General features: G+C 64.4%; 28 protein-coding genes, 1 tRNA gene and 1 pseudogene. 13 read left to right on the top strand and 17 right to left on the bottom strand.

Annotated elements, in window-relative coordinates:
* The 6 genes and pseudogenes from ACETMP_RS06750 (at nucleotide 1) to ACETMP_RS06725 (ending at nucleotide 6,604) form a co-directional block, all read left to right on the top strand.
* The gene (locus ACETMP_RS06750; protein ID WP_375160360.1) at nucleotides 1–984 is read left to right on the top strand and encodes an ABC transporter ATP-binding protein; all 984 of its coding nucleotides are present in this window, start codon (nucleotides 1–3) and stop codon (nucleotides 982–984) included.
* Nucleotides 981–1,967, top strand: a pseudogene (locus ACETMP_RS06745) (ABC transporter ATP-binding protein). Before ACETMP_RS06750 ends, ACETMP_RS06745 begins: the two are co-directional and overlap by 4 nt.
* Nucleotides 1,967–2,896, top strand: a complete 930-nt coding sequence (locus tag ACETMP_RS06740; protein WP_375160359.1) for an ABC transporter permease — start codon at nucleotides 1,967–1,969, stop codon at nucleotides 2,894–2,896. The pseudogene ACETMP_RS06745 and the gene ACETMP_RS06740 overlap by 1 nt, the downstream one beginning before the upstream one ends.
* Nucleotides 2,893–3,810 (top strand): ABC transporter permease, encoded by a 918-nt coding sequence (locus ACETMP_RS06735; protein WP_375160358.1) that lies wholly within the window; start codon nucleotides 2,893–2,895, stop codon nucleotides 3,808–3,810. The genes ACETMP_RS06740 and ACETMP_RS06735 overlap by 4 nt, the downstream gene beginning before the upstream one ends.
* A gap of 281 nt (nucleotides 3,811–4,091) precedes the next feature.
* Complete coding sequence (gene ilvD / locus ACETMP_RS06730; protein WP_375160357.1) at nucleotides 4,092–5,942, top strand: dihydroxy-acid dehydratase; 1,851 nt, start codon at nucleotides 4,092–4,094, stop codon at nucleotides 5,940–5,942.
* A gap of 338 nt (nucleotides 5,943–6,280) precedes the next feature.
* Nucleotides 6,281–6,604, top strand: a complete 324-nt coding sequence (locus tag ACETMP_RS06725) for a hypothetical protein (RefSeq protein WP_375161857.1) — start codon at nucleotides 6,281–6,283, stop codon at nucleotides 6,602–6,604.
* 67 nt (nucleotides 6,605–6,671) lie between these two features.
* Here ACETMP_RS06725 and ACETMP_RS06720 read toward each other — a convergent pair whose 3' ends face one another.
* Entirely contained in the window at nucleotides 6,672–7,157 is a 486-nt protein-coding gene (locus ACETMP_RS06720; RefSeq protein WP_375160356.1) for a hypothetical protein, read from the bottom strand.
* 187 nt (nucleotides 7,158–7,344) lie between these two features.
* Here ACETMP_RS06720 and ACETMP_RS06715 point away from each other — a divergent pair.
* Nucleotides 7,345–7,434, top strand: a tRNA-Ser gene (locus ACETMP_RS06715).
* Nucleotides 7,435–7,462: 28 nt separating this feature from the next.
* On the opposite strand, the gene ACETMP_RS06710 is transcribed toward ACETMP_RS06715, so the two are convergent.
* From ACETMP_RS06710 to ACETMP_RS06640, 15 genes are all read right to left on the bottom strand, one after another.
* A complete protein-coding gene (locus tag ACETMP_RS06710; RefSeq protein ID WP_375160355.1) occupies nucleotides 7,463–7,777 on the bottom strand; it encodes a hypothetical protein in 315 nt (104 codons plus the stop codon).
* Entirely contained in the window at nucleotides 7,764–8,384 is a 621-nt protein-coding gene (locus ACETMP_RS06705; RefSeq protein ID WP_375160354.1) for a hypothetical protein, read from the bottom strand. The genes ACETMP_RS06710 and ACETMP_RS06705 overlap by 14 nt, the downstream gene beginning before the upstream one ends.
* Before the next feature lie 12 nt (nucleotides 8,385–8,396).
* A complete protein-coding gene (locus ACETMP_RS06700) occupies nucleotides 8,397–9,461 on the bottom strand; it encodes a hypothetical protein (RefSeq protein WP_375160353.1) in 1,065 nt (354 codons plus the stop codon).
* 1 nt (nucleotide 9,462) lies between these two features.
* Complete coding sequence (locus ACETMP_RS06695; RefSeq protein ID WP_375160352.1) at nucleotides 9,463–9,975, bottom strand: hypothetical protein; 513 nt, start codon at nucleotides 9,973–9,975, stop codon at nucleotides 9,463–9,465.
* Complete coding sequence (locus ACETMP_RS06690; RefSeq protein ID WP_375160351.1) at nucleotides 9,975–10,523, bottom strand: HK97 family phage prohead protease; 549 nt, start codon at nucleotides 10,521–10,523, stop codon at nucleotides 9,975–9,977. The genes ACETMP_RS06695 and ACETMP_RS06690 overlap by 1 nt, the downstream gene beginning before the upstream one ends.
* The gene (locus ACETMP_RS06685) at nucleotides 10,523–11,785 is read right to left on the bottom strand and encodes a phage major capsid protein (protein ID WP_375160350.1); all 1,263 of its coding nucleotides are present in this window, start codon (nucleotides 11,783–11,785) and stop codon (nucleotides 10,523–10,525) included. Before ACETMP_RS06685 ends, ACETMP_RS06690 begins: the two co-directional genes overlap by 1 nt.
* A complete protein-coding gene (locus ACETMP_RS06680) occupies nucleotides 11,763–12,080 on the bottom strand; it encodes an HNH endonuclease (protein WP_375160349.1) in 318 nt (105 codons plus the stop codon). Before ACETMP_RS06680 ends, ACETMP_RS06685 begins: the two co-directional genes overlap by 23 nt.
* Nucleotides 12,071–13,633, bottom strand: coding sequence for a terminase large subunit domain-containing protein (locus ACETMP_RS06675; RefSeq protein ID WP_375160348.1), 1,563 nt, complete (start codon nucleotides 13,631–13,633; stop codon nucleotides 12,071–12,073). Before ACETMP_RS06675 ends, ACETMP_RS06680 begins: the two co-directional genes overlap by 10 nt.
* A 10-nt stretch (nucleotides 13,634–13,643) precedes the next feature.
* On the bottom strand, nucleotides 13,644–14,018 hold the full coding sequence (locus ACETMP_RS06670; RefSeq protein WP_375160347.1) for a hypothetical protein: 375 nt from the start codon (nucleotides 14,016–14,018) through the stop codon (nucleotides 13,644–13,646).
* Between the two features lie 51 nt (nucleotides 14,019–14,069).
* Nucleotides 14,070–14,672 carry a helix-turn-helix domain-containing protein gene (locus ACETMP_RS06665; protein WP_375161856.1) on the bottom strand — a complete coding sequence of 201 codons (603 nt, stop codon included), beginning with the start codon at nucleotides 14,670–14,672 and terminating at the stop codon, nucleotides 14,070–14,072.
* Between the two features lie 298 nt (nucleotides 14,673–14,970).
* The gene (locus tag ACETMP_RS06660; RefSeq protein ID WP_375160346.1) at nucleotides 14,971–15,258 is read right to left on the bottom strand and encodes a hypothetical protein; all 288 of its coding nucleotides are present in this window, start codon (nucleotides 15,256–15,258) and stop codon (nucleotides 14,971–14,973) included.
* Nucleotides 15,255–15,539 carry a hypothetical protein gene (locus ACETMP_RS06655; protein WP_375160345.1) on the bottom strand — a complete coding sequence of 95 codons (285 nt, stop codon included), beginning with the start codon at nucleotides 15,537–15,539 and terminating at the stop codon, nucleotides 15,255–15,257. The genes ACETMP_RS06660 and ACETMP_RS06655 overlap by 4 nt, the downstream gene beginning before the upstream one ends.
* A complete protein-coding gene (locus tag ACETMP_RS06650; RefSeq protein WP_375161855.1) occupies nucleotides 15,539–15,715 on the bottom strand; it encodes a helix-turn-helix transcriptional regulator in 177 nt (58 codons plus the stop codon). Before ACETMP_RS06650 ends, ACETMP_RS06655 begins: the two co-directional genes overlap by 1 nt.
* Before the next feature lie 143 nt (nucleotides 15,716–15,858).
* Nucleotides 15,859–16,503 carry a hypothetical protein gene (locus ACETMP_RS06645; RefSeq protein ID WP_375160344.1) on the bottom strand — a complete coding sequence of 215 codons (645 nt, stop codon included), beginning with the start codon at nucleotides 16,501–16,503 and terminating at the stop codon, nucleotides 15,859–15,861.
* Nucleotides 16,500–17,669 (bottom strand): tyrosine-type recombinase/integrase, encoded by a 1,170-nt coding sequence (locus tag ACETMP_RS06640; protein ID WP_375160343.1) that lies wholly within the window; start codon nucleotides 17,667–17,669, stop codon nucleotides 16,500–16,502. Before ACETMP_RS06640 ends, ACETMP_RS06645 begins: the two co-directional genes overlap by 4 nt.
* 168 nt (nucleotides 17,670–17,837) lie before the next feature.
* Between ACETMP_RS06640 and ACETMP_RS06635 the strand changes: the two genes are divergently transcribed.
* Nucleotides 17,838–18,581 (top strand): DUF2786 domain-containing protein, encoded by a 744-nt coding sequence (locus ACETMP_RS06635; protein WP_375160342.1) that lies wholly within the window; start codon nucleotides 17,838–17,840, stop codon nucleotides 18,579–18,581.
* A gap of 66 nt (nucleotides 18,582–18,647) precedes the next feature.
* On the opposite strand, the gene ACETMP_RS06630 is transcribed toward ACETMP_RS06635, so the two are convergent.
* Complete coding sequence (locus ACETMP_RS06630) at nucleotides 18,648–19,256, bottom strand: hypothetical protein (RefSeq protein WP_375160341.1); 609 nt, start codon at nucleotides 19,254–19,256, stop codon at nucleotides 18,648–18,650.
* 421 nt (nucleotides 19,257–19,677) lie between these two features.
* Between ACETMP_RS06630 and ACETMP_RS06625 the strand changes: the two genes are divergently transcribed.
* The 5 genes from ACETMP_RS06625 (at nucleotide 19,678) to ACETMP_RS06605 (ending at nucleotide 23,739) form a co-directional block, all read left to right on the top strand.
* Nucleotides 19,678–19,974 (top strand): hypothetical protein, encoded by a 297-nt coding sequence (locus tag ACETMP_RS06625; RefSeq protein ID WP_375160340.1) that lies wholly within the window; start codon nucleotides 19,678–19,680, stop codon nucleotides 19,972–19,974.
* A 194-nt stretch (nucleotides 19,975–20,168) separates the two neighbouring features.
* Nucleotides 20,169–22,202 (top strand): VTT domain-containing protein, encoded by a 2,034-nt coding sequence (locus tag ACETMP_RS06620; RefSeq protein WP_375160339.1) that lies wholly within the window; start codon nucleotides 20,169–20,171, stop codon nucleotides 22,200–22,202.
* Complete coding sequence (locus ACETMP_RS06615) at nucleotides 22,202–22,867, top strand: endonuclease/exonuclease/phosphatase family protein (protein WP_375160338.1); 666 nt, start codon at nucleotides 22,202–22,204, stop codon at nucleotides 22,865–22,867. The genes ACETMP_RS06620 and ACETMP_RS06615 overlap by 1 nt, the downstream gene beginning before the upstream one ends.
* A 134-nt stretch (nucleotides 22,868–23,001) precedes the next feature.
* Nucleotides 23,002–23,193, top strand: coding sequence for a hypothetical protein (locus tag ACETMP_RS06610; protein ID WP_375160337.1), 192 nt, complete (start codon nucleotides 23,002–23,004; stop codon nucleotides 23,191–23,193).
* 225 nt (nucleotides 23,194–23,418) lie between these two features.
* The gene (locus ACETMP_RS06605; RefSeq protein WP_375160336.1) at nucleotides 23,419–23,739 is read left to right on the top strand and encodes a DUF1476 domain-containing protein; all 321 of its coding nucleotides are present in this window, start codon (nucleotides 23,419–23,421) and stop codon (nucleotides 23,737–23,739) included.
* Nucleotides 23,740–23,815 lie beyond the last annotated feature (76 nt).

The raw sequence follows: 23,815 nt of genomic DNA, 5'->3' as shown, positions 1-23,815 counted from the left end.
GTGGCGCCGCTGGTCAACATCAAGAACCTCTGCGTCGCCTTCGGCGGCGTGCCGGTCCTGCGTGGCGTTGATCTCAGCTTGCAGCAGGGCGAGGCCCTCGGCCTCGTCGGCGAGTCCGGATCGGGCAAGTCGGTGACCTGGCTTGCCGCGCTCGGCCTCCTGCCGCCGCATGCGCAGGTCTCCGGCAAGGTGCGGCTCGAGGGGCGCGAGATCCTCGGCGCGCCGGCCGCCGCGCTCGACCGTGTCAGGGGCGGGCGCATCGCCATGATCTTCCAGGATCCGGCGAGCTCGCTCAACCCGGTGCTGACGATCCGCAGGCAGCTCTGCGAAGCACTGGCGCTGCATCGGGATCTCCAAGGCCAAGCCGCGAAGGCGGAAGCGCGGCGGCTGCTCGATCTCGTCGGCATTCCCGACGCAGGCCGGCGGCTGGACGCCTATCCGCACGAATTTTCCGGCGGCCAGGTCCAGCGCATCATGATCGCGATGGCGCTCGCCGGAAATCCGGACCTCCTGATCGCGGACGAGCCGACTACCGCGCTCGATGCCACCATCCAGGCCCAGATCCTCGAGCTGCTCTCGACGGTTCGCCGCGAGCTCGGCATGGCGATGGTGCTGATCAGCCACGATCTCGGCGTCGTCGCCGAGAACTGCGACCGCGTCGCGGTGATGTATGCCGGCCGCATCATTGAGGAAGCCCCCAGCAACCAGCTCTTCGCCGATCCCGCGCACCCCTACGCGCAGGGCCTGATCGGTGCGCTGCCGCCGCTCGACGGGCCCCGGCGGCGTCTCACCGCCATTCCCGGAACGGTGCCTGATCCCGCAATGATGCCTGGCGGATGCGCCTTCGCGCCGCGTTGCGCGCTGGCGTCCGAGCCGTGCGGCCTTGCCGCGCCGCCGCTGGTGCCGATCGCGGATGACCGCCGCGTCGCCTGCATCCGGGCCGAGGCCTCCCGCCGCGCGCTGCTTGGGATCGCCGCCGAATGAGCCCGCCGCTCGTCGAGGTGTCCGCGATCTCGCGCAGCTATGCGATGCGCTCGGGAATGTTCGGCCGAGCCACGGCCGTGCACGCCGTCGACGGCGTGTCGCTCGCGATTGCCAGGGGCAGACGCTGGGTCTCGTCGGCGAATCCGGCTCGGGCAAATCGACGACGGGACGTATTGTGCTCGGTCTCGAGGCCGCCCGATCGCGGCGAGGTGCGGTTCGACGGCAAGCCGATGGCCGTGCCCGCAACGGCCGCATGGCGCGCGCAGCGGGCGCGCATGCAGATGATCTTCCAGGACCCGCTCGGCGCGCTGGACCGGCGCCTGCCGGTCGCGGTGCAAATCCGCGAGCCGCTCGACATCCACGGCATCGGCACGCCCGCGGAGCGCGAGGAGCGCGTCCGCGAATTGCTGCGCGCGGTCGAGCTGACGCCGGCGCATGGCGCGCGCTATCCGGGCGCGCTTTCCGGCGGCCAGCGCCAGCGCATCGTGCTGGCGCGGGCGCTCGCCACCAAGCCCGATTTCCTGGTCTGCGACGAGCCGGTCAGCGCGCTCGACGTCTCGATCCAGGCCCAGGTGGTGAACCTGCTCTGCGATCTCCAGGCGCAGCTGTCGCTGACGCTGCTGTTCATCAGCCACGATCTGCGCGTCGTCCGCCAGATCAGCAACGTCGTCGCCGTGATGTATCTCGGCCGCATCGTCGAGATCGGCAGTGCCGACGACCTGTTCGCACGTCCCGAGCATCCCTACACGCAGGCGCTGGTCTCGGCGTCGCCGGCGCCCGGCCGCCGCAGTGCGGGCCGCATCGTGCTGGCGGGCGATCCGCCGAACCCGGCGGCGCGTCCGCAAGGCTGCGCCTTCCATCCGCGCTGCCCGCGCGCGATGGCGCGCTGTGCGAGCGAATTGCCGGCGCTCGCGGCCGTCGGCGGCGACCGGCAGGTGGCCTGCCACCTCGTCACGGGCGCACAGACACGGGACGCGGCCTGATGGGACGCTATTTCGCCATCCGCATCGGGCGCGCCGCGCTCACGATCGTCCTGGTCGTCACCTTCGCCTTCATCGTGTTGCGGCTGTCAGGCGATCCCGCGCTGATGATCCTGGGGCCCGAGGCGCCGCCCGAAGTGCTTGCGGCGTTTCGCAAGGCCTGGGGTCTCGATGATCCCATCTGGTTTCAGTATCTCGACTATTTCGGCGCCATCGCCAAGGGCGAGCTCGGTCGCTCCATGCGCGACGGACGGCCCGCGATCCAGCTGGTGCTGGAGCGCATCCCGGCGACGCTGGCGCTGACCCTGCCGGCCTTCTTCTTCAAGGTTGCGATCGGCGTTCCCGCCGGCATCTACGCGGCGCTGCACCGGGGCTCAGCCATCGATCGTGCCGTGATGACGACGGCGGTCGCGGGCTTCACCGTGCCGAGCTTCGTGCTCGCGCTGATCCTGGTTCTGGTCTTCGCCGTGCACCTCGGCTGGCTGCCGTCGGGCGGGCAGGACAGCTGGCGCCATGCCATCTTGCCGATCACGACGCTGAGCTTAGGGGGCGCCGCGGTGCTGGCGCGCTTCACCCGCAGCGCCATGCTGGAGGTGCTGGGCCAGCCCTATATCCGCGCCGCATCCGCAAAAGGCCTGCCGTGGCGCAAGGTGGTGACGTCACATGCGCTGCCGAACGCGGCGATCCCGACCGTGACCATCCTCGGCTTCATGGTGGGCACGCTGATCGCGGGCGCGGTCGTGGTCGAGAGCGTGTTTGCCTGGCCGGGAGTAGGGCGCCTGCTCGTCGTCGCCGTCGCCAACCGCGACCTTGCCGTCGTGCAATGCATCCTGCTGCTGGTCGCGATGACCATGGTCACGTCAAACCTGATCGTCGACTTCCTCTACGGCTTTCTCGATCCGCGCTTGCGCGCCAAGGGAGCGCATGCATGACCGATGCCGCGTTGAAGGACACCGAAGCGTTTTCAAGCGACGTGGATTCCGGTTCGCGCAAAGAAAACGCGTCAAAACGTGAATCCAGTCGCCGCATCGGCCTGCCGGCAATCCCGGTCTCGGTGGCGCTGGCGGTGAGCTGGATCGTCGCGATGCTCGTCATCGCCGCCTTCGCCGAGAAGATCGCGCCCTATGGCTTCACCCAGCTCGACCTGCGCAACCGGCTGGCGGCGCCCGGCAATGCCGCGCACTGGCTCGGCACCGACGAGCTCGGCCGGGACGTGCTGTCGCGGCTTCTCGTCTCGATCCGCATCTCGCTGCTGATCGCCTTCGGCGCGACCGCGATTTCCGCGATCGTCGGCACCATGCTCGGCTTCCTCGCCGCGCATTTCCGCGGGGCCGCCGAGCAGCTCGTGCTGATGCTGACCGACTTCCAGGCCAGCATGCCGTTCCTGATCATGGCGCTGGCGGTGCTCGCCTTCTTCGGCAATTCGCTGCCGCTCCTGATCGGCTTGATGGGCCTGTTCGGCTGGGAGCGCTACGCCCGTATCGCGCGCGGCCTTGCCATCTCCGCCAACGCGCAAGGCTACGCCGCCGCGGTCCGCCAGCTGGGGGCGACGCCGCAGCGGATCTACCTCCGGCACATCCTGCCCAACATCGCCTCGACCCTGATCGTGTCGACCACGCTGGTCTTCCCCGAGGTGATCCTGATGGAATCGGGCCTGTCCTTCCTCGGCCTCGGCGTGCAGCCGCCGATGACCAGCCTCGGCAACATGGTCGGCTATGGCCGGGAATATCTGACCCGGGCGCCCTGGATCATGCTGGCCCCGGCCACCACCATCGTGATCACCACGCTGGCGGTCTCGGTGATCGGCGACTGGCTGCGCGACCGGCTCGATCCGACGCTGCAGTAGGGGCTCCGACGCCCCCGCCGTCATTCCGGGGCGCGCCGCAAGGCGCGAACCCGGAATCCATTGACCCACGGGTGCTGCCGCCCGATGGATTCCGGGTTCGATGCTGCGCATCGCCCCGGAATGACGGGACTTAACGACGAGCCCCCCGCCGGGAGCAGGGGAGCCTTGTCGGGCGCAAGTTCCCGTTGCGCCCCGCCATCCCGTGCGGTATCCGGCCACAAAGGCCTGAGGCGGCACCGGATTTTCCCGCTGAGGCACCAAACCCGAGGACGGAAACCGCCATGCCAGCCTATCGCTCCCGCACCACCACCCACGGCCGCAACATGGCGGGCGCCCGCGGCCTCTGGCGCGCGACGGGCATGAAGGACGGCGATTTCGGCAAGCCGATCATCGCGGTCGTCAACTCCTTCACCCAGTTCGTGCCCGGCCACGTGCATCTGAAGGACCTCGGCCAGCTCGTGGCCCGCGAGATCGAGCAGGCCGGCGGCGTTGCCAAGGAGTTCAACACCATCGCGGTCGATGACGGTATCGCCATGGGCCATGACGGCATGCTCTACAGCCTGCCGTCGCGCGAACTGATCGCCGACAGCGTCGAATACATGGTCAACGCGCATTGCGCCGACGGCATGGTCTGCATCTCCAATTGCGACAAGATCACGCCCGGCATGCTGATGGCCGCGCTGCGCCTCAACATTCCCGTCGTGTTCGTCTCGGGTGGCCCGATGGAGGCCGGCAAGGTCAAGCTCGACGGCAAGACCAAGGCGGTCGACCTCATCGACGCCATGGTGGCCGCGGCCGATAGCAAGGTCAGCGACGAGGACGTCAAGGTGATCGAGCGTTCGGCGTGCCCGACCTGCGGTTCCTGCTCGGGAATGTTCACGGCGAACTCCATGAACTGCCTCACCGAGGCGCTCGGCCTGGCGCTGCCCGGCAACGGCACTGTCGTGGCGACCCATGCCGACCGCAGGCGCCTGTTCGTCGAGGCCGGCCACACCATCGTCGATATCGTCCGTCGCTATTACGAGCAGGACGATGCCAGCGTGCTGCCGCGCAACATCGCGAACTTCAAGGCGTTCGAGAACGCCATGACGCTCGACATCGCCATGGGCGGCTCGACCAACACCGTGCTGCATCTGCTCGCCGCCGCCCATGAAGGGCAGGTCGCCTTCACCATGAAGGACATCGACCGGCTGTCGCGCCGCGTGCCCGTGCTGTGCAAGGTCGCGCCCTCGGTCGCCGACGTGCATGTCGAGGACGTCCATCGCGCCGGCGGCATCATGGGCATTCTGGGCGAGCTCGACCGCGCCGGCCTGCTCGACACCTCGGTCTCGACCGTGCACGCGCCGACCATGAACGATGCGCTGGAGCGCTGGGACATCAAGCGCACCAAGAGCGAGACGGTGCGCACGTTCTATCGCGCCTCGCCCGGCGGCATTCCCACGCAAGTCGCCTTCAGCCAGGAGCGCCGCTACGACGAGCTCGACGCCGACCGCGAGAAGGGCGTGGTACGCGATCTCGAACATGCCTTCAGCAAGGACGGCGGCCTCGCCGTGCTCTACGGCAATTTGGCGCAGGACGGCTGCATCGTGAAGACCGCGGGCGTCGACGCCTCGATCCTGAAATTCTCCGGCCCGGCGCGCGTGTTCGAAAGCCAGGACGCGGCGGTGGAAGGCATTCTCGGCGGCAAGGTCGTCGCCGGCGAGGTCGTGGTCATCATCTACGAGGGACCGCGCGGCGGCCCCGGCATGCAGGAGATGCTGTACCCGACCAGCTATCTGAAATCGATGGGCCTCGGCAAAGCCTGTGCGCTCGTCACCGACGGCCGCTTCTCCGGCGGCTCGTCCGGCCTGTCGATCGGCCATCTGTCGCCGGAAGCCGCCGAAGGCGGCAATATCGGCCTGGTCCGTACTGGCGACGTCATCGCCATCGACATCCCGAACCGCAACATCACGCTGGAAGTCTCAGACGAGGAGCTTGCCAAGCGACGCGCCGCGGAAGAGGCGAAGGGCGATTTGGCCTGGCAGGCAGTGGGCCGCAAGCGCAACGTCTCGACTGCGCTCCAGGCTTACGCTGCGCTCACCACCAGCGCCGCGCGCGGCGCCGTGCGCGAGGTGAAGCGTCGCTCGAAGTAGGCTCTTTGTAGCCCGGATGGAGCCAACGGGCCGGCGTCAAGCGCCGACCCGTTGGCGTAATCCCGGAGGGTGCGAGACCAGACGAGAGACCGTCCCGGATTGCGCTGCGCTCCATCCGGGCTACTGATCCGGCCGCAGGCGTTGGCACGGATGGTCAACAAGTTCTCAACGGCCGGCGCAAGCCGGCCGTTCGCATTAAGGATGCCCTGATGAAGTTCGGCAGCCCTGGATTTTGCGGCGTATAATGCGCCACCTTCGCAAATCCATTCGGGCAACTGGGGCACTACATGTCGCGTATTCTTGCTGTTGTTTTCTCGACCGCCGTCGCCGCGATGTCCATGACGGGCGCAGCTTCCGCCGGCTGCTACAATTGCTATACGCCGCCGCCCTGCACGACCTGCTATCAGCAGCAATATGTGCCCCCGCAATACCGCGCCGTCGACGAGACCGTGATGGTGTCGCCCGGCGCCGTCGTCGCGCACCGCACGCCGGCGCAATACCGCACCGTGATGGTGCCGCAGACCGTGATGGTCGCGCCGCCGAGCGTGCAGTACCAGCACATCCCCCCGCAATACGCCACGCGCCAGCGCGTCGAGATGGTCTCGCCCGGCTATTCCTATTACGCCCCGGTGCAGATGAACTGCGCGTCCTGCGGATACTGAGCCGGACGTCGTAACGATCGGATTTGGCGCGGCGCTCTCATGGGCGCCGCGTTTTCTTTTGTGCGGCTCACGGAATCGCCACCTTGTTCGACACGACTATTCGGTGTCGCAACCGGTCGATGAGGGTGATGAAGACCGCCCTTGGCCGCTGGGTGATGGGAACCGAGAACCAGAGCTGCGACAGACTGGACGGATCGGCGAGGTCGCAGAATCCGTAGAGCTTTTGCTTTCTGGCGTTGTAGATATCGACCCAGGTCCGCGACGCCGAGGTATTGAGCCCGCACGGCGGCAGCTTGGGCGAGTCTGCAAACAGGGCGGGCGAGTAATCGCTCCAGTTGACCACCTTCAACCCGACGATCAGCGTCGGGCCAAAAATCAGTTGCCCGTTGAATTGCAGCACCGGACGCGGAAACGGCTGCGCCAGCGCCGGCGCCGCAAATCCAACCAAGAGCGCAACCGCGACCAGGAATAGCTTCAGTTTCATCTTGATCCTCCGTCCACAGCGTCGACCAACGCTAGTGACGAGCGGCGGAAATTCCTTGATCCTGCTCAACGCAGGGATGCGCTCCGCGGCCGGCCGCGAGCGATATAAGCCCGCCAAGGCGTGCCAAACAATGGCCGGAGCAGGGGCCCCTGCGGCAACAACGCCCTCACAGCGGCTCAAAACTCGACCACAGAGCAGCCCAACTTCGCGTTGCCTTACGCGGTCGACTGCGTTAAGCGACACCCATTCCGGGCTTGGAAGGGTGGCCGAGTGGTTTAAGGCACCGGTCTTGAAAACCGGCGTGCCCGCAAGGGTACCGTGGGTTCGAATCCCACCCCTTCCGCCACAACTCCAATAAAATCAACAACTTAGTGCTAGTTTTCGACGTGTGACATAACCGGTGCCGTTCCCTTTCCCGCGACCCGCATTCGCTGCTGCCAAGCGCTCTGCTGACAGGGCTTGCCGCAGTATTTCTGGTCCTGCCGCTTGGCATCGGACATGGGCTCGCCGCACGCGACGCAGGTGAGCTTGGCGCGGGCCTCAAGGCGAGCGTCGGCCGTCAGTTTGTTGAAATATCGGTTCCCGCATGCTTTGCCGCAGAACAGAGTTCGCCAATGCCGCACCGTAGGCAACGGCGCAGTACACCAGAGGCAATCAGCCGGATCCTGCTCGGTCTTATAGTCCGTCATGCCATGAACTCTTTGCCCCGTTTGCCCGGTTGCTGCAGGCCTTGCAGCAGAAGCGCTGCTTCGGCTTGAACGGCCTGAACTCGAACCCGCATTGCTCACATGGACGAGGCGCCGCCTTGGCCTGGTAAGCGGCTCGGAGAGCGCGCGCCTTGGCTGCCAGCTCGGCGCGACGGTCATGGGCGTGTAGGCAGGCGCGCCACGCCTTGCCGCATAGCTTGGAGCAAAAGCGGTCATGCCCCTCCGGCAGCGGACCGCTGCACCGAAGGCACCGCGTGCGCTCGATCGGCGCGAAGCCATCCTGAGTGCATTCAGGCTGGCCTTCCTTCCACGTCGGGCGCTGCACGCCAAGCTGGCGAAACGCGGCAGCTAGTATGTCGGCCGCCGTGTCGTCGGCTTCCGCCCAGCGATAGCCGTCAAGACAGAACGCAGCACGCAGGCCGTTGCGACACGCGGCCTCACGGGCAAACTTGGTCGGCTCGCCCTTGTCCAGGATCGCGGCGACTGTATCGACCAGATACCGCCGGCGGTCCCTATTCAGCGATCTCGGCTTCGACTTGATCGCGATCGAGAGAAAGGCGCGGCGGGCATATTCGGTGACGTAGAGCACGGCACGGCCCCATTATCGAGCAGCTTCCCTTGACCAGTCGAGCATCGCGAGCGCGGCCTGCGCGTCCACACCCGCCTCTTTGGCCATTGCGAGACCTTGGATAAGCGTGGCGAAAGCCCGGGCCGATCCGCCGGCATCAAACGCTTGCGTTGGTCCCATGGTGTCGATCGAGACCGGGCCGCCGAGCTTGGCGGTCGCTTCCTCGGCGAGCAGCTCGGCCACGGGCTGCAGCGTCCATTGGGCCAAATGGCGCTGCGCTTCGCGGACAAGCGGCCCCTGCGCTTGATTTGACCACAAGGCGGGCAGAACACCGAACGCCTGCGAAACCGCATCACGGGCCGCCGCAAGCGTTTCTGCGGTCATGCTCTTTTCGAGATCAGGCGAAAGGCTCGACGGGCGCCAATCGACAGCAGGCGCAGGACCGCCGGCCGCGCTCACGGTCACGCTTTCCCGCAGCAGGACACGGCCGCGCTGGCCTCGGAAGGATCGCGCCAGGGCCGTGTTGTCGGTTTCCGGTTGCTCCGGCATGGGCACCACTTGCGAGCCAAGCGGCGCCAGCTCGAACACCTCGGCGAGCGCGCTTTCGACCGCATGCAGCATGCCGGCCGTCAGGCTCGATCGCCGCAATGGTGCGCTTCCGAGATACGGCGCCGCGGGATCACAGCCGATGCGCACGTGCAGCACTTCTCCGGCGAGAGCGGTTTCGGAGCGTCCTCCGCCGGCCTCCGGAACGCTGACGCGGTACGCCACCGGCATGCCGTTGCGCGTGGACAAATCCCAATCGCTGCAGGGTATGAGCCGATCGCGGATCAGCATCACAGCCTCGCCGCGCAGCGCCAAGCTCCTGCCAATCATCGCCATGGTGAAACGGTCGAGCGCGTCGGTGCCGGTAACTGCGGCAAGGCTGAAACCGCCTTCCCACAAGCTAACGCAGCTCTGCGCCGTCGACGTCAGCTCGGCGATGCCGCGCCGGCCGCTGATCCATGCTTCGCGCATCTGCATCACTTCGGCCGTGAAGCCGCTCGCGGTCGACCGCTTCTCGACGGGAGCGCGCTTGAACCAATCCAACAGCCCCACGTCACGCCCTCCGATAATTGCGCAGCAAATCGGCCGCGCCGCTGTTCTGAAGCGCAGACGCCATCCACGATGCCGATCGCGAGCGCTCGATTTCGACCGTGCCGGCCTGAATTCGATCGGTGGTCGCGCCCGGTGTGCCGGGTTTGGCCGACATGTACCCGGCGAGGCGTTGCGCGGCCTGCGCGACGATGGCAGGGACGTTCATGTCACTGCCGACCACGGCCGTGATCTTGAACGGCCCGGCGCTTGGCAACCGAAGGCTGGCCAGTGGCGCCGCATCAAGCGTCACAGCTTCCCAGGTAGCGCCGTTCCAGATTTCGACGGTGGAGATGGCGGCGGGCGCCAGCGGCGCGCACCAAGCGCCGGGGCCCTCTGCAACCCACGTCACGGCGCGTGGCGTGAACCGCCATGCGATATAGCTTTCAAGCCGCGCCCACACCGCATCTGGGACGGCGGGATCCAGCGTCGGATAAGTCTCGGGAACGGCCTCAAGTTGCTTGAGCGTGGTCGACATCAGAGCCTCCACCGGGCGAGAGCAGAGGGTTTCTGCACATTCTGTTCAGAAACCGCCGGCTGCCAGTTGCGGGCGGCGATCTGGGCAGGGTCGTAAGCGGGCCGGGTGACAATCGACACCTCGAACAAGTCGGCGCGCGTCACGGTGCGCAGGAAGCCGCCGGCCGATCGCATCGTCATGTCGCCACCGGGCGGAACGCGGAAGCCCGGAGAGATGCCTTTCGTTAGGCCATCCGCGAGCGCTGCCAGTGCATCGCGCGCCCAGCTTGTCGACGGCGCAACGCGCGCCTCGATATGCAGAGCGTTGTCGCTGTTGCGCAGCGTGAGCGAGCCCGCCTCGGTGGAGGCGAGCGGCTTTTCGGGATCGTGGCCGGCGAGCAGGAAGATGTTTTCGCCGGCATCGATGCGGGAGCGGAACGCCCCGGCAGCAAAGCGCTCGCGGCGCCCGTCGCCAAGGGTCGTCTCCACCCCATAGGGGAACGTGCCCAGCAGGCGGGTTGCCCCGCCCTCCGAGCGAACCTCGAACGAGATCGGCGCCGCGAACAGCATCACGCAACCTGCACGCCGGTGAGGATCTGCAACTGCTGCGCGCGGCCCGCCGAAACGTCCGCAGTGACCAGGCCGGTGAGGCGCAGGCCACCCGACGCCGCGTCGCTGTACGGGTCGCGGATCAGGTCGACACCGCCCCACAAGCCGACAAAAAATGGCGCAACGCCGCCGACGCTCGTGGTAAGCAATGCGCTGGTCGCCAGCGGCGAACCCGTCGGCGCGGCAAGCGCATTGGACGACATCACAGGACTTGGGATGTTCTTGATTAGCCGGTCCCATTCGGTGTCGGCCGCGCCCGAGAAAAATTGCTGCCCGTCCATGTAATCGTAAACTTCGGGGCGGATGAGCAGATTGACATCGCCGGGCCCGGTCGCGGCGTTGGCGGTCATGAAGCGCACAACAGCGCTGCGGAAGGCAGCCCATTTCGCTGCAGCCGCGACAGAGGTCGAAGTGATTCCGTAGCTGCCGACGAGCAGGCCAGCGGGTTCACCACTGGCCCCGGCGCCGAGAAACACAGCTTTGTCCAGCGCTTGCGAAATACAGCCGTTCATATCGCGCCGCACCGCCTGCTCAAGGCCATCGCCGGACTGCTTTAGGGACTTGCGCGTGACCTTCATCGTGACGCCGAGCGTGTTGTTCGGCGCGATCGTGCGGCTCGCGGTGGAGTACGCAGTCGGGCCGCCAACGGCGCCGGTTTCACTCGTCTGCCAGGCCGCGGAGACCGACGACGACGTGAGCGGATATTCCTCGCTGCCTTGCATGATGGAGATGAGCTGGCCACCCATCAATGAAGCGACCGACTGCGGAAACAGCCGGTCAATGATCGGTGCAGTCACCTTCGGAGCAGGCGTGCCACTCGCGACGGTTTCGCCGGCACGCTGTTCTAGCGCCAGCGCCGCATACGGGATCGGAACGCCACGATAACCGCCCTTGCTGCGCATTTCCTGCACGACTTCGGCAGTCGGGCCGTCAATCACGCGCCCTTCGTCCAGGAACAGCGCGACTTGGCGCAACTCGAACTTGCCGACCATCTCGGCGTACTCACGGTCGCCGCGGGTTTCGAGGTCGGCGCCGGCTTCGCGGCGTTCGGTATCCTCGGCGATCAGCGCCGCACGGTAGCGGGTCTCATTCGAACGATATTCCGCGTCCATAGTTTCCATGGAGCGGGTTTCGTCTTCCGTCGGCTTGTCCTTGCCGACCAGAGCAGCGAGCGCCTGCCGGATTTCGGACTGACGTCGACTAATTCTCACAGACTCGAGCATTCAAATTTCCTTTCAGAAGGTCTGCCCACGCTTCGCGCGCTGGGCCGGGTTGATAGCCGCGTTCGGCATTGGTCTGTTTGGTGTGGCAGGACGGGCAAAGCGTTTTGAGATTGCCCAGATCGAAAGCGAGCTCCGGTGCCTGCCGCACCGGGATTTCATGATGGACCTCGAGTCGGCCGCGCCCGCCGCACTTGGTGCAGCGGAAGTCGTCACGGCGCTTCGCCTCGAGCCGTAGCGCTTGCCAGCGGGCCGAGCGATAGATTGAATAACCTGCGCGGCCGTGGTTCATGCCCATTGCAGCGCCTTCGACTTTTTGGCGGGACGTCCCGCGATGCGTGCGCCTTCGGCGACTGCGACCACTGTTGCCGCAGCAGCATCAATGCGGCCCGTTGATCGGGCCTTCGCCAGCTTCGCATTGTTAGCGGGATCCCGCAGGCACACCGCATCCGCGAATGCCGAGCGCAGAAGCAGCGATGGTCGCGATTTCACTTTGCCGTCGAAAACAGCGCGCTTGAATCGCTCGATATCCTCGCCGCCATCTTTGAAGCCCATGCCGCGCCAGACGAGTGGTGAGCGGATGCCAATCCGATCGATTGCTTCGCCGAGCTCGGACTGCTTGTAGCGATCCATGACCATTGCGGCGATCGTCTCGCCCTCGATGTGTCGCATCACTTCGGACAACCAAGCGGCAACCGGCACGGTCTGATCGCCCAGCGTGAACAACTCGCCGCGATTGTTCATTTCGACGTACCGACTGCCGACGCCGTCGCTTTGTCCACGATCAAGAAGACCAGGTTTCGAGGGAAACCATCCGAGACATTCCAGCCGGCTAGTCTCCGGCCAGTAGAACGAGGCGGCGGACATGCTCGCGGAGCCACCCAGGTCGATACCGACCACGACCGGACCTTTGCGCTCGCAGAAGAACAGATCATCGCTCTCGCACGCCAGCCACTCATCGACCGTCAACAGCAGGTCGCGCGATTCGCCGCTAATGCGCTCGTTTCTGTTGTACAAACGGAACGTCGTCAGCGTTGAGCCGCCGCGGGCAATTGCACGGCGGGCTTGCGCCTGCAGCCATTCGAGCGATGCACCGACGCCGTGTTCCGCACCGGGGTTGGCGATCAGCAGACTTTCAAGATCATCAGCGGGAAGCCCCGGCGCCGGCCGATGTTCCTGCCGATAGACGCCGAGTTGATCGGTGTCGAGCCACTGACTGAACGGGTGAGCGTCATCCGGTGCCGACGTGCTGATGATAAGCGCACGGCCGCCACGCTTGCCAAGACCCGACAGGAGCGCGTGTTCAAGATCATTGCCGGAATCGGTCGCCCAATGACCGCGCTCGTCCATCAACACGAATGTCGGCGCCAAACCGAGCGCGGACTTTCCGTCCGCTGCGATCGCGCGAAGGACGTGCCCGCCACCGTCTCCGGTATACTCGATTTCGAATCGCGGCTGGCGGCGGATCTCGAGTTGCGACACCACGTCGTCAGGAAGCGAGCGCGCGAAAGCGACACAGAAATTCCATGCAATCCGCGCCTGGTCGCGCGTGCGGGCTGCCAGCACGATTTCGCGTCGCGGTTGAGGATCCCATTTTCCGAGAAGCGCGCCGAGGGCTAGGCCGGATGAGAGCGCGGTCTTCGCGTTGCCGCGGCCGATCGAGAGCGCCGCAACATTGACGCCATCCGCCAAGGCACCCTCGACGAACTGCCGCTGAAACGGCGCCAGCCGGAGCATTTGCCCGGCGAGGGGACCCTCCGGGATCTCGAGGCTCTCGAGAAACGAGATCGCTTGTGTGTGTGGCTTTGTCAGTCCCCCACCGGTCTCGGCGCGAATAAGTTTTTGCGGCATTGGGACCATTTTACACACTCGGCTCTTCCCGAAAGCATTGTGCGGCAACGGTCGCGTTGGCGGGATCGACACGCTCAATCTTGCGGATGCGATGCCAGACGCCACCGATTTGCAGATAATCGATTGGCGCTGGTTCGACGACGCAGGTCTTGGCCACAATAACGATGCGCACGTCCTCGCTTGAAATGCCGGACTGCGCGGCGAATAGAGTGCTGTAGTCCTCACGCCACCCGGTGAAGGGATGGTCTGTGCTCGCGTAGATCAGTTCGCCGCTCCCGCTCTGTCCGACGACAGTGAGTTTGCGCAGCACACCGGCGCGCGGCACGTCGGCATCGGCGAGCGCGTCCGCAATCTCTTGAGCCAAATCACCATCGAGGAACGACATGCCCGATGATTAGGGGCGTCACAGGATACGACCAAATCGACCGTGTATTGCTCACGCGACGCCTCTCACGCCGTTCCTGACGCGGAGACGGATCATCTCAATCATGTCGTCGCCGAGCCGCCCCTCGCGTTCTAAGTCGGTAATCTTCTGCAGATCGTCTGTGCTGATCTCAAACAGGAGTTCCCATCCCTTGTCGCCAAGCCGCTTGGCGATCCGGTTTTGGATGACCTCATTGCCGACTTGCTTCCTTTGCCAAGCCAGCAGTCGTTCCCGAACCGACGCTTTTCGTTGCTTTGGCGCTGAAGATTTAGAAGAAGATTCAGATGAAGGTTTATGCCGCAAGCTTTGCGGTATGGTGAGCGTGGTCATTGCGGCATGGTTGGCCGCACCATGCGGTATGGCGTGAGCTGTCGATGACAGATCGAGTTGGTAAAGCAGTGCGGGCCAAGTCCCATCCTTGCGGCGGCGTCGAGTAATTCGGATCAGCCCCATTTCCTGGAGGACCTTCGATTGCCGCTGGATAGTATCCACAGACATTTCGGTCTCTACCTGCAAGGTCTTCTGCGACGGCCAGCAGATGCCGAGATCGTCGGCGTAGTTGGCCAACACCAACAGCAGGACCTTCCGGGAGGAAGATCCTGTCCGTTGCCTCACAGCCCATGCGGTGGCCTGCCAACTCAAACGCTCGCCTCCTTCAGCCTGAGACGCCGTCGCTTGCTGGACCGTGGCTTACGAGACCGCCGAGCAACATAGCCGGCGGCGGCGGCGCAGACGGGGGAGCACCATTTCGCGTCTGACCGCTTAGTGAACAGTGATCCGCAGTGAGCACATTGCTTCGTTGTGGTGGACGCATATTTCCGCGGCCGATCGAGTTTGATACTTCGGCCAAGACCAAGTCTTTCGCGCGCCAGGCGGTCGCGTTCGAGCGCCGCCTCGACCATAGGCAGCCCGGTCATTGCGCTGCCTCCGTCGCGTTGAAAATTTCGGCAAGCATACGGGCAGCAGCCCACGCATGATCTTCAACGACGATCGGAAGCGACAAGAATGTCAGCGCTCCGCCGCTCGACACGTAATAGACGCAGTGTTGCGGAGTGCCGTCGCATCGGTGACTATAGGTAAGAACGGAGACCGATCCGCCTAGACGGTGGAGGTCAGACACGTTGATATTCAGTTTTCGCGGCGACTTTCTACGAACGCCATTTTGCTTGTAGAGCTTGTTGTAGAGGTCCCTCCCGGTCATTCCGCGGCCTCCACGGTCGTGTGCAGCCGAAGCATCTTCCTGATCTCGGCCATCTTGTCCTCAATGGACTTCCCGGCCGCGTGCATCTGCCAAGCGAGCCGATTGATGCCGTCTTCGAAGCCGGTCCCCTGCATGTCGGGATGAGCTGAAAGCTGCGCGAGGATCATGGAAAAGTCGGCGATCAGCCCAATGTCTCCTTCCATGTCGAAGCAGACACTGGAGATGGCTTTGAAATCGATCGGCTGGCGATTTGTTGCTGGGGTTTCGGTCTTGCGGGCCATTATGCAGCCCTCCCGTCGCGGCCGGCGATGCGGTCGCGTTTCCACTGCTCGTACTCCGTGCGGATGAAAACGCGGTGGCGGTTGCCGATCGTCACTGGCTTCGGAAATCGACCCTCCTTAATCCAACGATCGACGGCGCCGCGAGAACTGCCGCTGTCCTCGCAAACATGTCGCATTGTCACAAAAGTGGATTGGTCCATCTGCAGCCGCTCCTAAATTGAAAGCGGCAACAGCCGCTTTTGTTGGTGCGGCTCGGACAATATGTATGCGCAGCTGCGCAGTAGTCATATAGATCGTCGTAATATCGAGCTGATCTAGGTTACTCCTTGTCGCTGCTGGTCGCAGCCCAGCGACGGAAGGCAGAAAGGTGATCGCCTTCAATCTCTAGAAATTCGAAGCCGTCCTTTAGGAACGAGGCAAAACGGGAAGCGGGGTTGAGCGCGCGCGCCGGACCATCGTGCCCCGTGTTTCTCCACCAGAGAATGCGTAAGACGTCGATCGCGTGAACCGCGTCCCAGTTGATATTGCTCGAATCTGGTGTGGCCTCGATGGCCTTTTCGGCCTCGACAAAGAAGCGATTAAGGATGCCGTCAAGCTCCTCGTCTTTTTGCCATTCATCGAGCGTGAGAAGGAATTTAAAAATCTCGTCGGCCTTAGCAGCAACCTCGTCGCCACGGTGCTTTACAGCGCAGAACAGCTCGAAATTCATCGGTTGCCAGTATGACATGTCGTGCCGAGCCATCAGGTTTAGTGCCGCTCGAATTTTCGCCAGTTCGTGTTTCGCCTTCGAACGTCTAACCGTCTCCAAACGGTTGCCGAACACTCGGCTATCTAGCCATCCCATCTCGATTCCCGCCGCATCGAGGTCGTCGAGAAGATGGGGGAAATACTGTCCAAAATAGTCCTGAAACTCGCGGACGGCTGGGATCCATGCAGGCACCACCTTCGTCGTTTCGTCCGTCATATCGCCTCCTCACAGTAGCTCGACCACGCCGTCATCAGGGCTCGCCGCTTCTCCAGGGCGTCGTTGCGTCTATAGGCGCGCTCGACCGCACTGCCGACCAGATGTGCCAATGCCCATTCGGCAATCTCGCGCGGAAAATCCGTTTCTTCGCCGGCCCAATCGCGAAACATGCTGCGGCAGCCGTGCAGGGTCGCGGCCTTGTCCGGCGAGGCAAGCCGCAGTGCCTTCGTCATTGCGGTATCGCTGATCGGCCGCTTGTCGACACCGCCGCCGAAAATCAGGTCGCCGGTGCTGCGCTGGCGCATGGCCTCGACTACGGCGAGCGCACGGTCGGTCAATGGTACGACGTGCTCCCGGCCGCCCTTCATCCGCTCCGCGGGTACCGTCCAGGTCTTTTCCTTCGCGTCGATCTCGTCGAAGAGCGCGCCGCGAACTTCTCCGGATCGAGCAGCAGTCAGGATCAAAAACTCGACTGCGCGCGCGGCAACGCCCGATGACTCGCGCAGCTTCTTCATCATCGCGGGCGCCTTGACATAGGCCAGTGCGGCGTGATGGCCGCGCGTGAGCCTTTGCCGTTTCGGCATCACCTTGTCCAAGAGGCCTTTCCAGCGGGCAGGATTGCCTGCTGAGCGCCATTCGTGCGCTATTGCGTAATCCATGACGGCTTGGATGCGAGACCGCAGCCGTTGGGCCGTTTCCGGCCGTTCCTGCCAATGCGGCAGGATGCAGTCCTTGACGTCGCCCATTGCAATCGTAGCGACGGAGAGATCGTGCAGTGGCTTCGCGTACTCGCGCAGGGTCATTTCCCACTGCGCCTTGTGTTTGTCGTTGGTCCAGTCATCGGCCTTCGCCGCCAGCAACTGGTCCATACAATGCGCGAACGTCACCACGCGGGCGGGGCGGAGATCCTGGCGGGGATCAATCCCTCGTGCGAGCTTGTCGCGGATTGCCTCGGCTTTCTCCCGGGCCAGCTTTAGTGATACCGGCGCGGTACCTTGGCCATAGCCGCCAAGCCCCATCTCGGTGCGGCGGCCTTGCCGCTTGTAGATGAAAATCCATTGCCGGCTGCCGGTTTTGCGGACGCGCAGAAACAGGCCGTCTCCGTCGCCGTGGATACCGCAGGGAAGCCGCTCAAGGTTGGACTTTGCAAGCTTGTGTCGGGACATTTCCGATTCCAGGTGTCATAACCTGAAATCTGCTTCTATGGATTTTGTGGTTGATTTCAATGGAAAACAGCAACAAAAGCGTGGAAAACGGCGGAAGGGCGGGCACCCCTTCCGCCAAGCCGAGCCGTCAGGGGTCTATCGGCCGGGCTTTCCCCAGGCAGGTGATCGGTGAATCAAACGTCCAATCCGGCCGCGCTCGACAAACTGAAGCTCCGCATTCAGGCGTTGCGCGCCAAGACCATCGCCAATGGCTGCACCGAGGACGAGGCGCTGTCCGCCGCCGCCAAGGTTGCCGAGCTGCTGGATCGTCACGATCTGTCGCTCTCCGACGTCGAGCTGCGCGCCTCGCCATGCCAACGGACGGTCTACCAGACCAATCGCAAGAAGCGGATTCCCCTGGACGACTGCATCGGCGCGATCGCGCATTTCTGCGATTGCCGAGTCTGGCGCGAGAAGAACGCCGACGGCGAGAACACCTATGTGTTCTTTGGTCTCGGCGCGGATGTCGAGGTCGCGCACTACCTGGCGGAATTGATCGACGGCGCCGTGCGCGCCGAGCTCGGTCGCTTCAAGACCTCGATCGACTATGGCAGGTTCCGGCACCAGGAGCGGCATCTGGCCAATGCCTCCTTCGCGCTCGGGATGGTGGCGTCCATCGCGCAAAGGCTGGTGGCGATCAAGGACGGCCGCGATCAGGCCAACGCAAGCACCGGCCGCGGGCTGGTGATCCTCAAGACCTCCGTGGTCGACGCAGAATTCGACAAGCTCGGCCTCAATCTTCGGAACCAGCGAAGCAGCGGGCGGATGGTGTCGATGACGGCCTATGAAGCCGGCGGCGCCGCGGGAGCGTCGCTGGCCATCAGTCCCGGCCTCAGCGGGCGGCGGTCAGGAACCTCGGCCAAAGGAAGCTGAGCGCATCGGAGCAGCGGTGCTTCGGCCGGAGCCGAAGCATAGCGACAAGGTCCGCCTCATCCGCTCTCAGCTCTTCGTATCAGCCCCCTTCAGCGCCTCCCACGCCGCCTGGTTGGCCTGATCGAACGCCTTGCGGGATTCAGCCAGCGCCGCACTCAGGACCGACCACGACTCGCTGCCGGCCTGCTTCAGCTTCTGCAGACGCGCTTCTGCTTCGGACGCATCCGACTTCATCTGCTTGAGCGCGGCATCGACATCGACGGTGCGGGCTGCGGCGACTTTGCCGGCGGCCTCGCGGAATTTGTCCGCGGCTTCGCGCCAGGCCTTGGCCTGTGCCGCCGCAACGTCCTTGAAGGTGGCCTGTTGCTGCTCGAACTGCTTGCTGGCGCCTTCGAAGTAAGTCTTCACCTGAGCTTCGAATCCCGCCCATTGCTTTTCCAGGTCGGCCTTGGCGTTTGTCCAGGCGGCTTCACCTGCTTCGGCCTGGGTCTTGAGCATGGCCTGAAATTCGTCACGGCGCTTGGTGAGATCAGACAGCAGCTGATCGGTCTTCACCTTGGACTCGGCCTTGGCCTGTCCGGCCTTGACCTCGAATGACGCCAATGCTGCGTCCATCTCGTCGATCCGCTCCTTCGCCCAATTGAGATAATAGTGCACGCTGCTCTGCTGTGACATGGCCGTCTCCATCTGCTTGCCGACGCGAGGTTCCCAAAGCTTGGGCCCGCCCGTATTGACCTGTCTCAATGATGTCGTGGTCTCACGACATTGCGATTGCGGTCCGTAGAGGCAGACTCGAACTCTGAGCTGATAATGGTCACTCGAGCCGGGGCAAACCAGGGCGCGTCAGGAACGCGACGGAGGGCGGGACATTAACCTGCCGCTTCACGGCGGGGCCGCGCATGTTCTTCTTTTTCTCGAACCGGTTGGGATGTCTCGGCTCGCTGCTGATCTCCGGCGTCATCACGCTCGCGCTGCTCTTCCTGTTCGGGATCATCCAATTCTGAAGCCAAGCGCGGGGTGGTGGTGGTCGGCCCCACAGGAACCGCGTCCTTGCTGACAGGTTGTTCGCACTCTCGACCAGTCACGGAGAGCGCTCTTGGAAAGTACCATCATCGGCGAATTCGACACGCGCCGCGGCGCAGAGCTTGCGGTTGAGCATGTCGTGCAGGAATGCGGCGTGCCGCGCAGCGACGTCTTCGTTCAGCCCGCCGGCGCCGCCAACACCGTGGGGACCCGTCCGGCAGGCAGCGACGCCAAGGCCGAGCCCGCCCCGGAGGGATACCAGCAGCTGGAGGGTCTGATCGAGGTCTCCGTGGATTTTCACGGCGATACGCCTGACAAGATTGCGGCTGCCTTGAAGGGCGCCGGAGCAAAGACTGTCCGAACCAAATAACGGCAAGGCGCGCTGGTGCGGGGATCATCGCCATTCCTCCGGCCTCGCACCCGGAACCGCATCCCTGAGGCTTGGAACCCCTTGAGCGTTCAGCGCGTTTAGACGCGAACGTGATTTGCGAGGTCCACCTGCTTCAGAGTTCATCGACCCTGATACCCGGCGACACCGTCTGGCGACGGTGCAAGGCGCGGCGCGTGGCGGTCCTGAACGATGCGGCCGCTTATTTCGCGGCGCTGCGCGAGGCGCTGCTCGAGGCCCAAGATCTCGTCTACATCGTCGGGTGGGATATCCATAGCGAGACCAGGCTGGTTGGAGCTTCCGGCCGGGCGGATGACGGCTTGCCCGAACAGCTCGGTCCATTCCTGCGGGCCCTCGTGCACCGCCGGCCGGGCTTGCGGATCAACATCCTGGTCTGGGATTTCGTCTCGTTCTACGCCTCGGAACGAGAATGGAATTCCGCGGCCAAGTTCACTGCCGACACCGACGGCCGCGTCCAGTTCGGACTGGATTCCACGCTTCCGTTCGGTTCTGCCCAGCACCAGAAGATCGTCTGCGTCGACGGTGCGCTGGCGTTCGTCGGCGGGCTCGATTTGACGATCAGGCGCTGGGACACGAGCGAGCATTGCGCCGATCAGCCGTTGCGCTGCGATCCCCGGGGCAAGCCATACAAGCCGTTTCACGACGTGCAATGTCTGGTCGACGGCGATGCTGCCGCCTCGCTGTTCGAGCTGGCGGAGCAGCGCTGGCGCGCGGCAGGCCGACCGACGCACGATCGGCGTGCGCTGAAGGGTACGCGCTGGCCGTCGCATGTGCCGGTCGAGGCCGAGCAGATGCCCGTGGGCATCGCCAGGACCGACGTCGTTTACCCCGTGGGTTCGACCATCAGGGAGGTCGAACGCTCGCTGATTGCGGCGATCCGGTCCGCGACGAGCTTCGTCTACATCGAGAACCAGTTCACCAGCGCCATCAAGATCGCGCGTGAGCTGGCGGAGCAGATGAAGCGCGTGCCGTCGCTGCGGGTTCTGGTCGTCGCTCCGAAACTGCATTCCTCGTGGCTGGAATCCCAGGCCATGCAGAACGGCCGCGGCGCCTTCATCGATTGCTTCAGAGAAGCGGCAGTGGCCGATCGAATCCGCTTCGTCTACCCGGTCTCACGCGACGGGGAGGGGGAAGCTGCCGTGATGGTGCACAGCAAGCTCATGATCGTCGACGACCGGATCCTGCGGATCGGATCGGCCAATTTGAACAACCGGTCGATGGGCGCCGACAGCGAATGTGACCTGATCTTTGAAGCCGCATCCGATGAGCATCGGACGTTCATCACGTCGGTCCGCCGCCGCCTGATCGGCCATTTCTGCGGCCTCGACGAGCGCAGCGTCGGGCAAAACGACGATCGTCTGTTTGCTCTCCTGGACGAGGTGTCGAGAGCTGATCGGACGAAGGCGCTGCGGCAAGTGGAGTCCTCGGTCCTGACCAGCACGCTGGCCACGATGGTTCAGCCGGTGGCGGACCCTGAGCGGCCTCTTCATCTCGAGCGGGCGGCATCGCGCATGTGGAGCACCAAGACCATCATCGGGATCGTCGCGATCGCCGTGGCGCTTGTCGGCCTGGCGATGGCCTGGTCGTACACATCCTTGAGCGATTTCGCCGACTCAGGACGCGTCTCGACGTTGCTGTCCGCCTATGCGCAGTCCGGCTGGGGGCCGCCATTCGCGATCGCGGCTTTTGTCCTCGGCGGGCTGGTGGTGTTTCCGGTGCTGGTGCTCATTGCCGCAACGGCGGCCGCGCTCGGGCCCTGGCTGGGTTTCGTCACGGCGACCGCCGGCGTGCTGCTCAGTGCCTTCATCCTTTTCGTGATCGGACGGGCGCTCGGACGACAGCGGCTCCAGCAATTGCTCGGACGGCGTGCGGCGCGGATCCAGGACCGCGTTGTCGGCAAGGGCATCCTGGCTGTCGTCGTCATCCGGATGATTCCCATCGCACCGTTCTCGATCGTGAATGTCGTGGCCGGCGCGAGCACGCTGCCTCTGCGTGACTTCCTGGTCGGAACCGTGCTGGGCATGACGCCAGGCATCCTTGCCATGGCGGTTCTGGGGGCTCAGATCGCGGATGTCGCCCGCACTGCATCCTGGAGCAGCATGTTGCTGCTCGTGCTGGCGTTCCTGGGCTGGCTCGGCCTCTGCGCCGGCGCGCAATTCCTGGCGACCTGGCTCGCCGGGAGACGCTGATGCGCTTCATGACTTGGAACGTGCATGGCACGTTCAACCTCAATCCGAAGTTCGATCTGGAGGGTGTCTGCTCCATCCTTCGCAAATGGGCTCCTGACGTCGTCGCGCTTCAGGAGGTGGATTCGCGGTCGAGGTCGGACGATCCGTTCGCGAAACTCGCGAGCGTCGTCGGCGATCACCGCGTTCATGCCAAGTCGATCGTCACCGAAGATGGCGAATACGGTCAGATGCTCCTGAGCCGTTTTCCGTTCTCCGCTGTGCCGGAGATCGTCGACGTGTCGTATCGGGAGCGCGAGCCGCGCCGAGCGATTGCGACAAGCCTGCTCACGCCGTCCGGGGACGTGCGCGTGGTTGCCACGCATCTCGGCTTGAGCATTCACGAGCGCTATGCACAGGCCCAGGCCCTGGTGAGCCTGGTCAGGCCGGCGAGGACCGTCGTCCTCGGCGACTTCAACGATTGGTTCTGGGTCAGGTCGGTGCGGCGCGTGCTCGCGCAGGTCTGCCCGAACCGGACACGGCTGCGAACTTTCCCGTCGCGTCTCCCGCTCATGCGGCTTGACCGGATCTATGCGACCTCCGACAGCCGGATCGCGAAAGTCTGGACCGACGAAGCGGCACGAGCCTTCTCGGACCATCTGCCCGTCATCGCCGAGATCGAGCTCTAGGGCCTTCGGAGCTCTTTAGAAAAGCCTTATTATACAACAGCATAGCTACTGTGCATGGGGTTGTTTTCCGATATTTGTGAGGCCGCGCACGGGGCAGGCGAGGAACTCTTTCCTCACACCCGCGTTATGTCGCCATGACTGAAGATCTTTCATTCCGACGCAAACCCCTGACCCCCGAGCAGCGCCAGGCGCGCGATGCGACACGCCGTGTCGAGGCCGAAAAGGCCATGCGCGACCATGAAGCGGCGCAGAAGGCGTTTTACGCCAACAAGGAGCGGCTCAGAGCCGAGCGCCTTGCGCGCGAGGCCGCCGCGGCCAAGGACTGACCGAAGCGCTGAACGCGGCTGATCCACGAGATCGTTGAACTAATCCGAGACGCGCCCACCGGCCTTCCTGCCGGTGGGCGCTTTCGCGTTGTGCCATGCGACGGCTGGCTTGACGGCCTTCGCGCTCCGGGAGGAAGCTTCAGGCAGATCCGACCGACCTGAACCGCGGAGACGTTCGACCCCAGCCAGTCTGATCCCATCAGCGAAAGCGCAATGGAGCTGACCATGACCACGTTCGACAAGCGCGAGCAGGGCTTCGAGGCCAAATTCGTCCACGACGAAGAACTCATGTTCAAGGCCACGGCCCGGTCCAACAAGCTGCTCGGTCTGTGGGCCGCAAGCCGGCTCGGTCTGAGCGGCGAAGCCGCTGAAAATTACGCAACGACGCTGGTGACGGACCACCTGCAAGACAGGACGATGAACGAAGTGGTGGACAAGGTGTCGGCCGATCTTGCCGCCAGCAGCATCGCGCGTGAGCAGGTCGCGCAAAAGCTCCAGGAGTGCCTGCATCAGGCGCTCGCGCTGCTCGAGGCCGACAAGCGATAGGCGGCGGTCCGCGGCCTCGAGCGACCGGCACCTTCCGCGCGCCATTTCGTGCTACCGTTGCCGCGCGGCCGTCGCA

It is taken from the genome of Bradyrhizobium dasycarpum (assembly GCF_042019905.1).
GTDB classification, from domain to species: domain Bacteria; phylum Pseudomonadota; class Alphaproteobacteria; order Rhizobiales; family Xanthobacteraceae; genus Bradyrhizobium; species Bradyrhizobium japonicum_B.
This window is presented reverse-complemented; position numbering and strand designations above follow the sequence as displayed.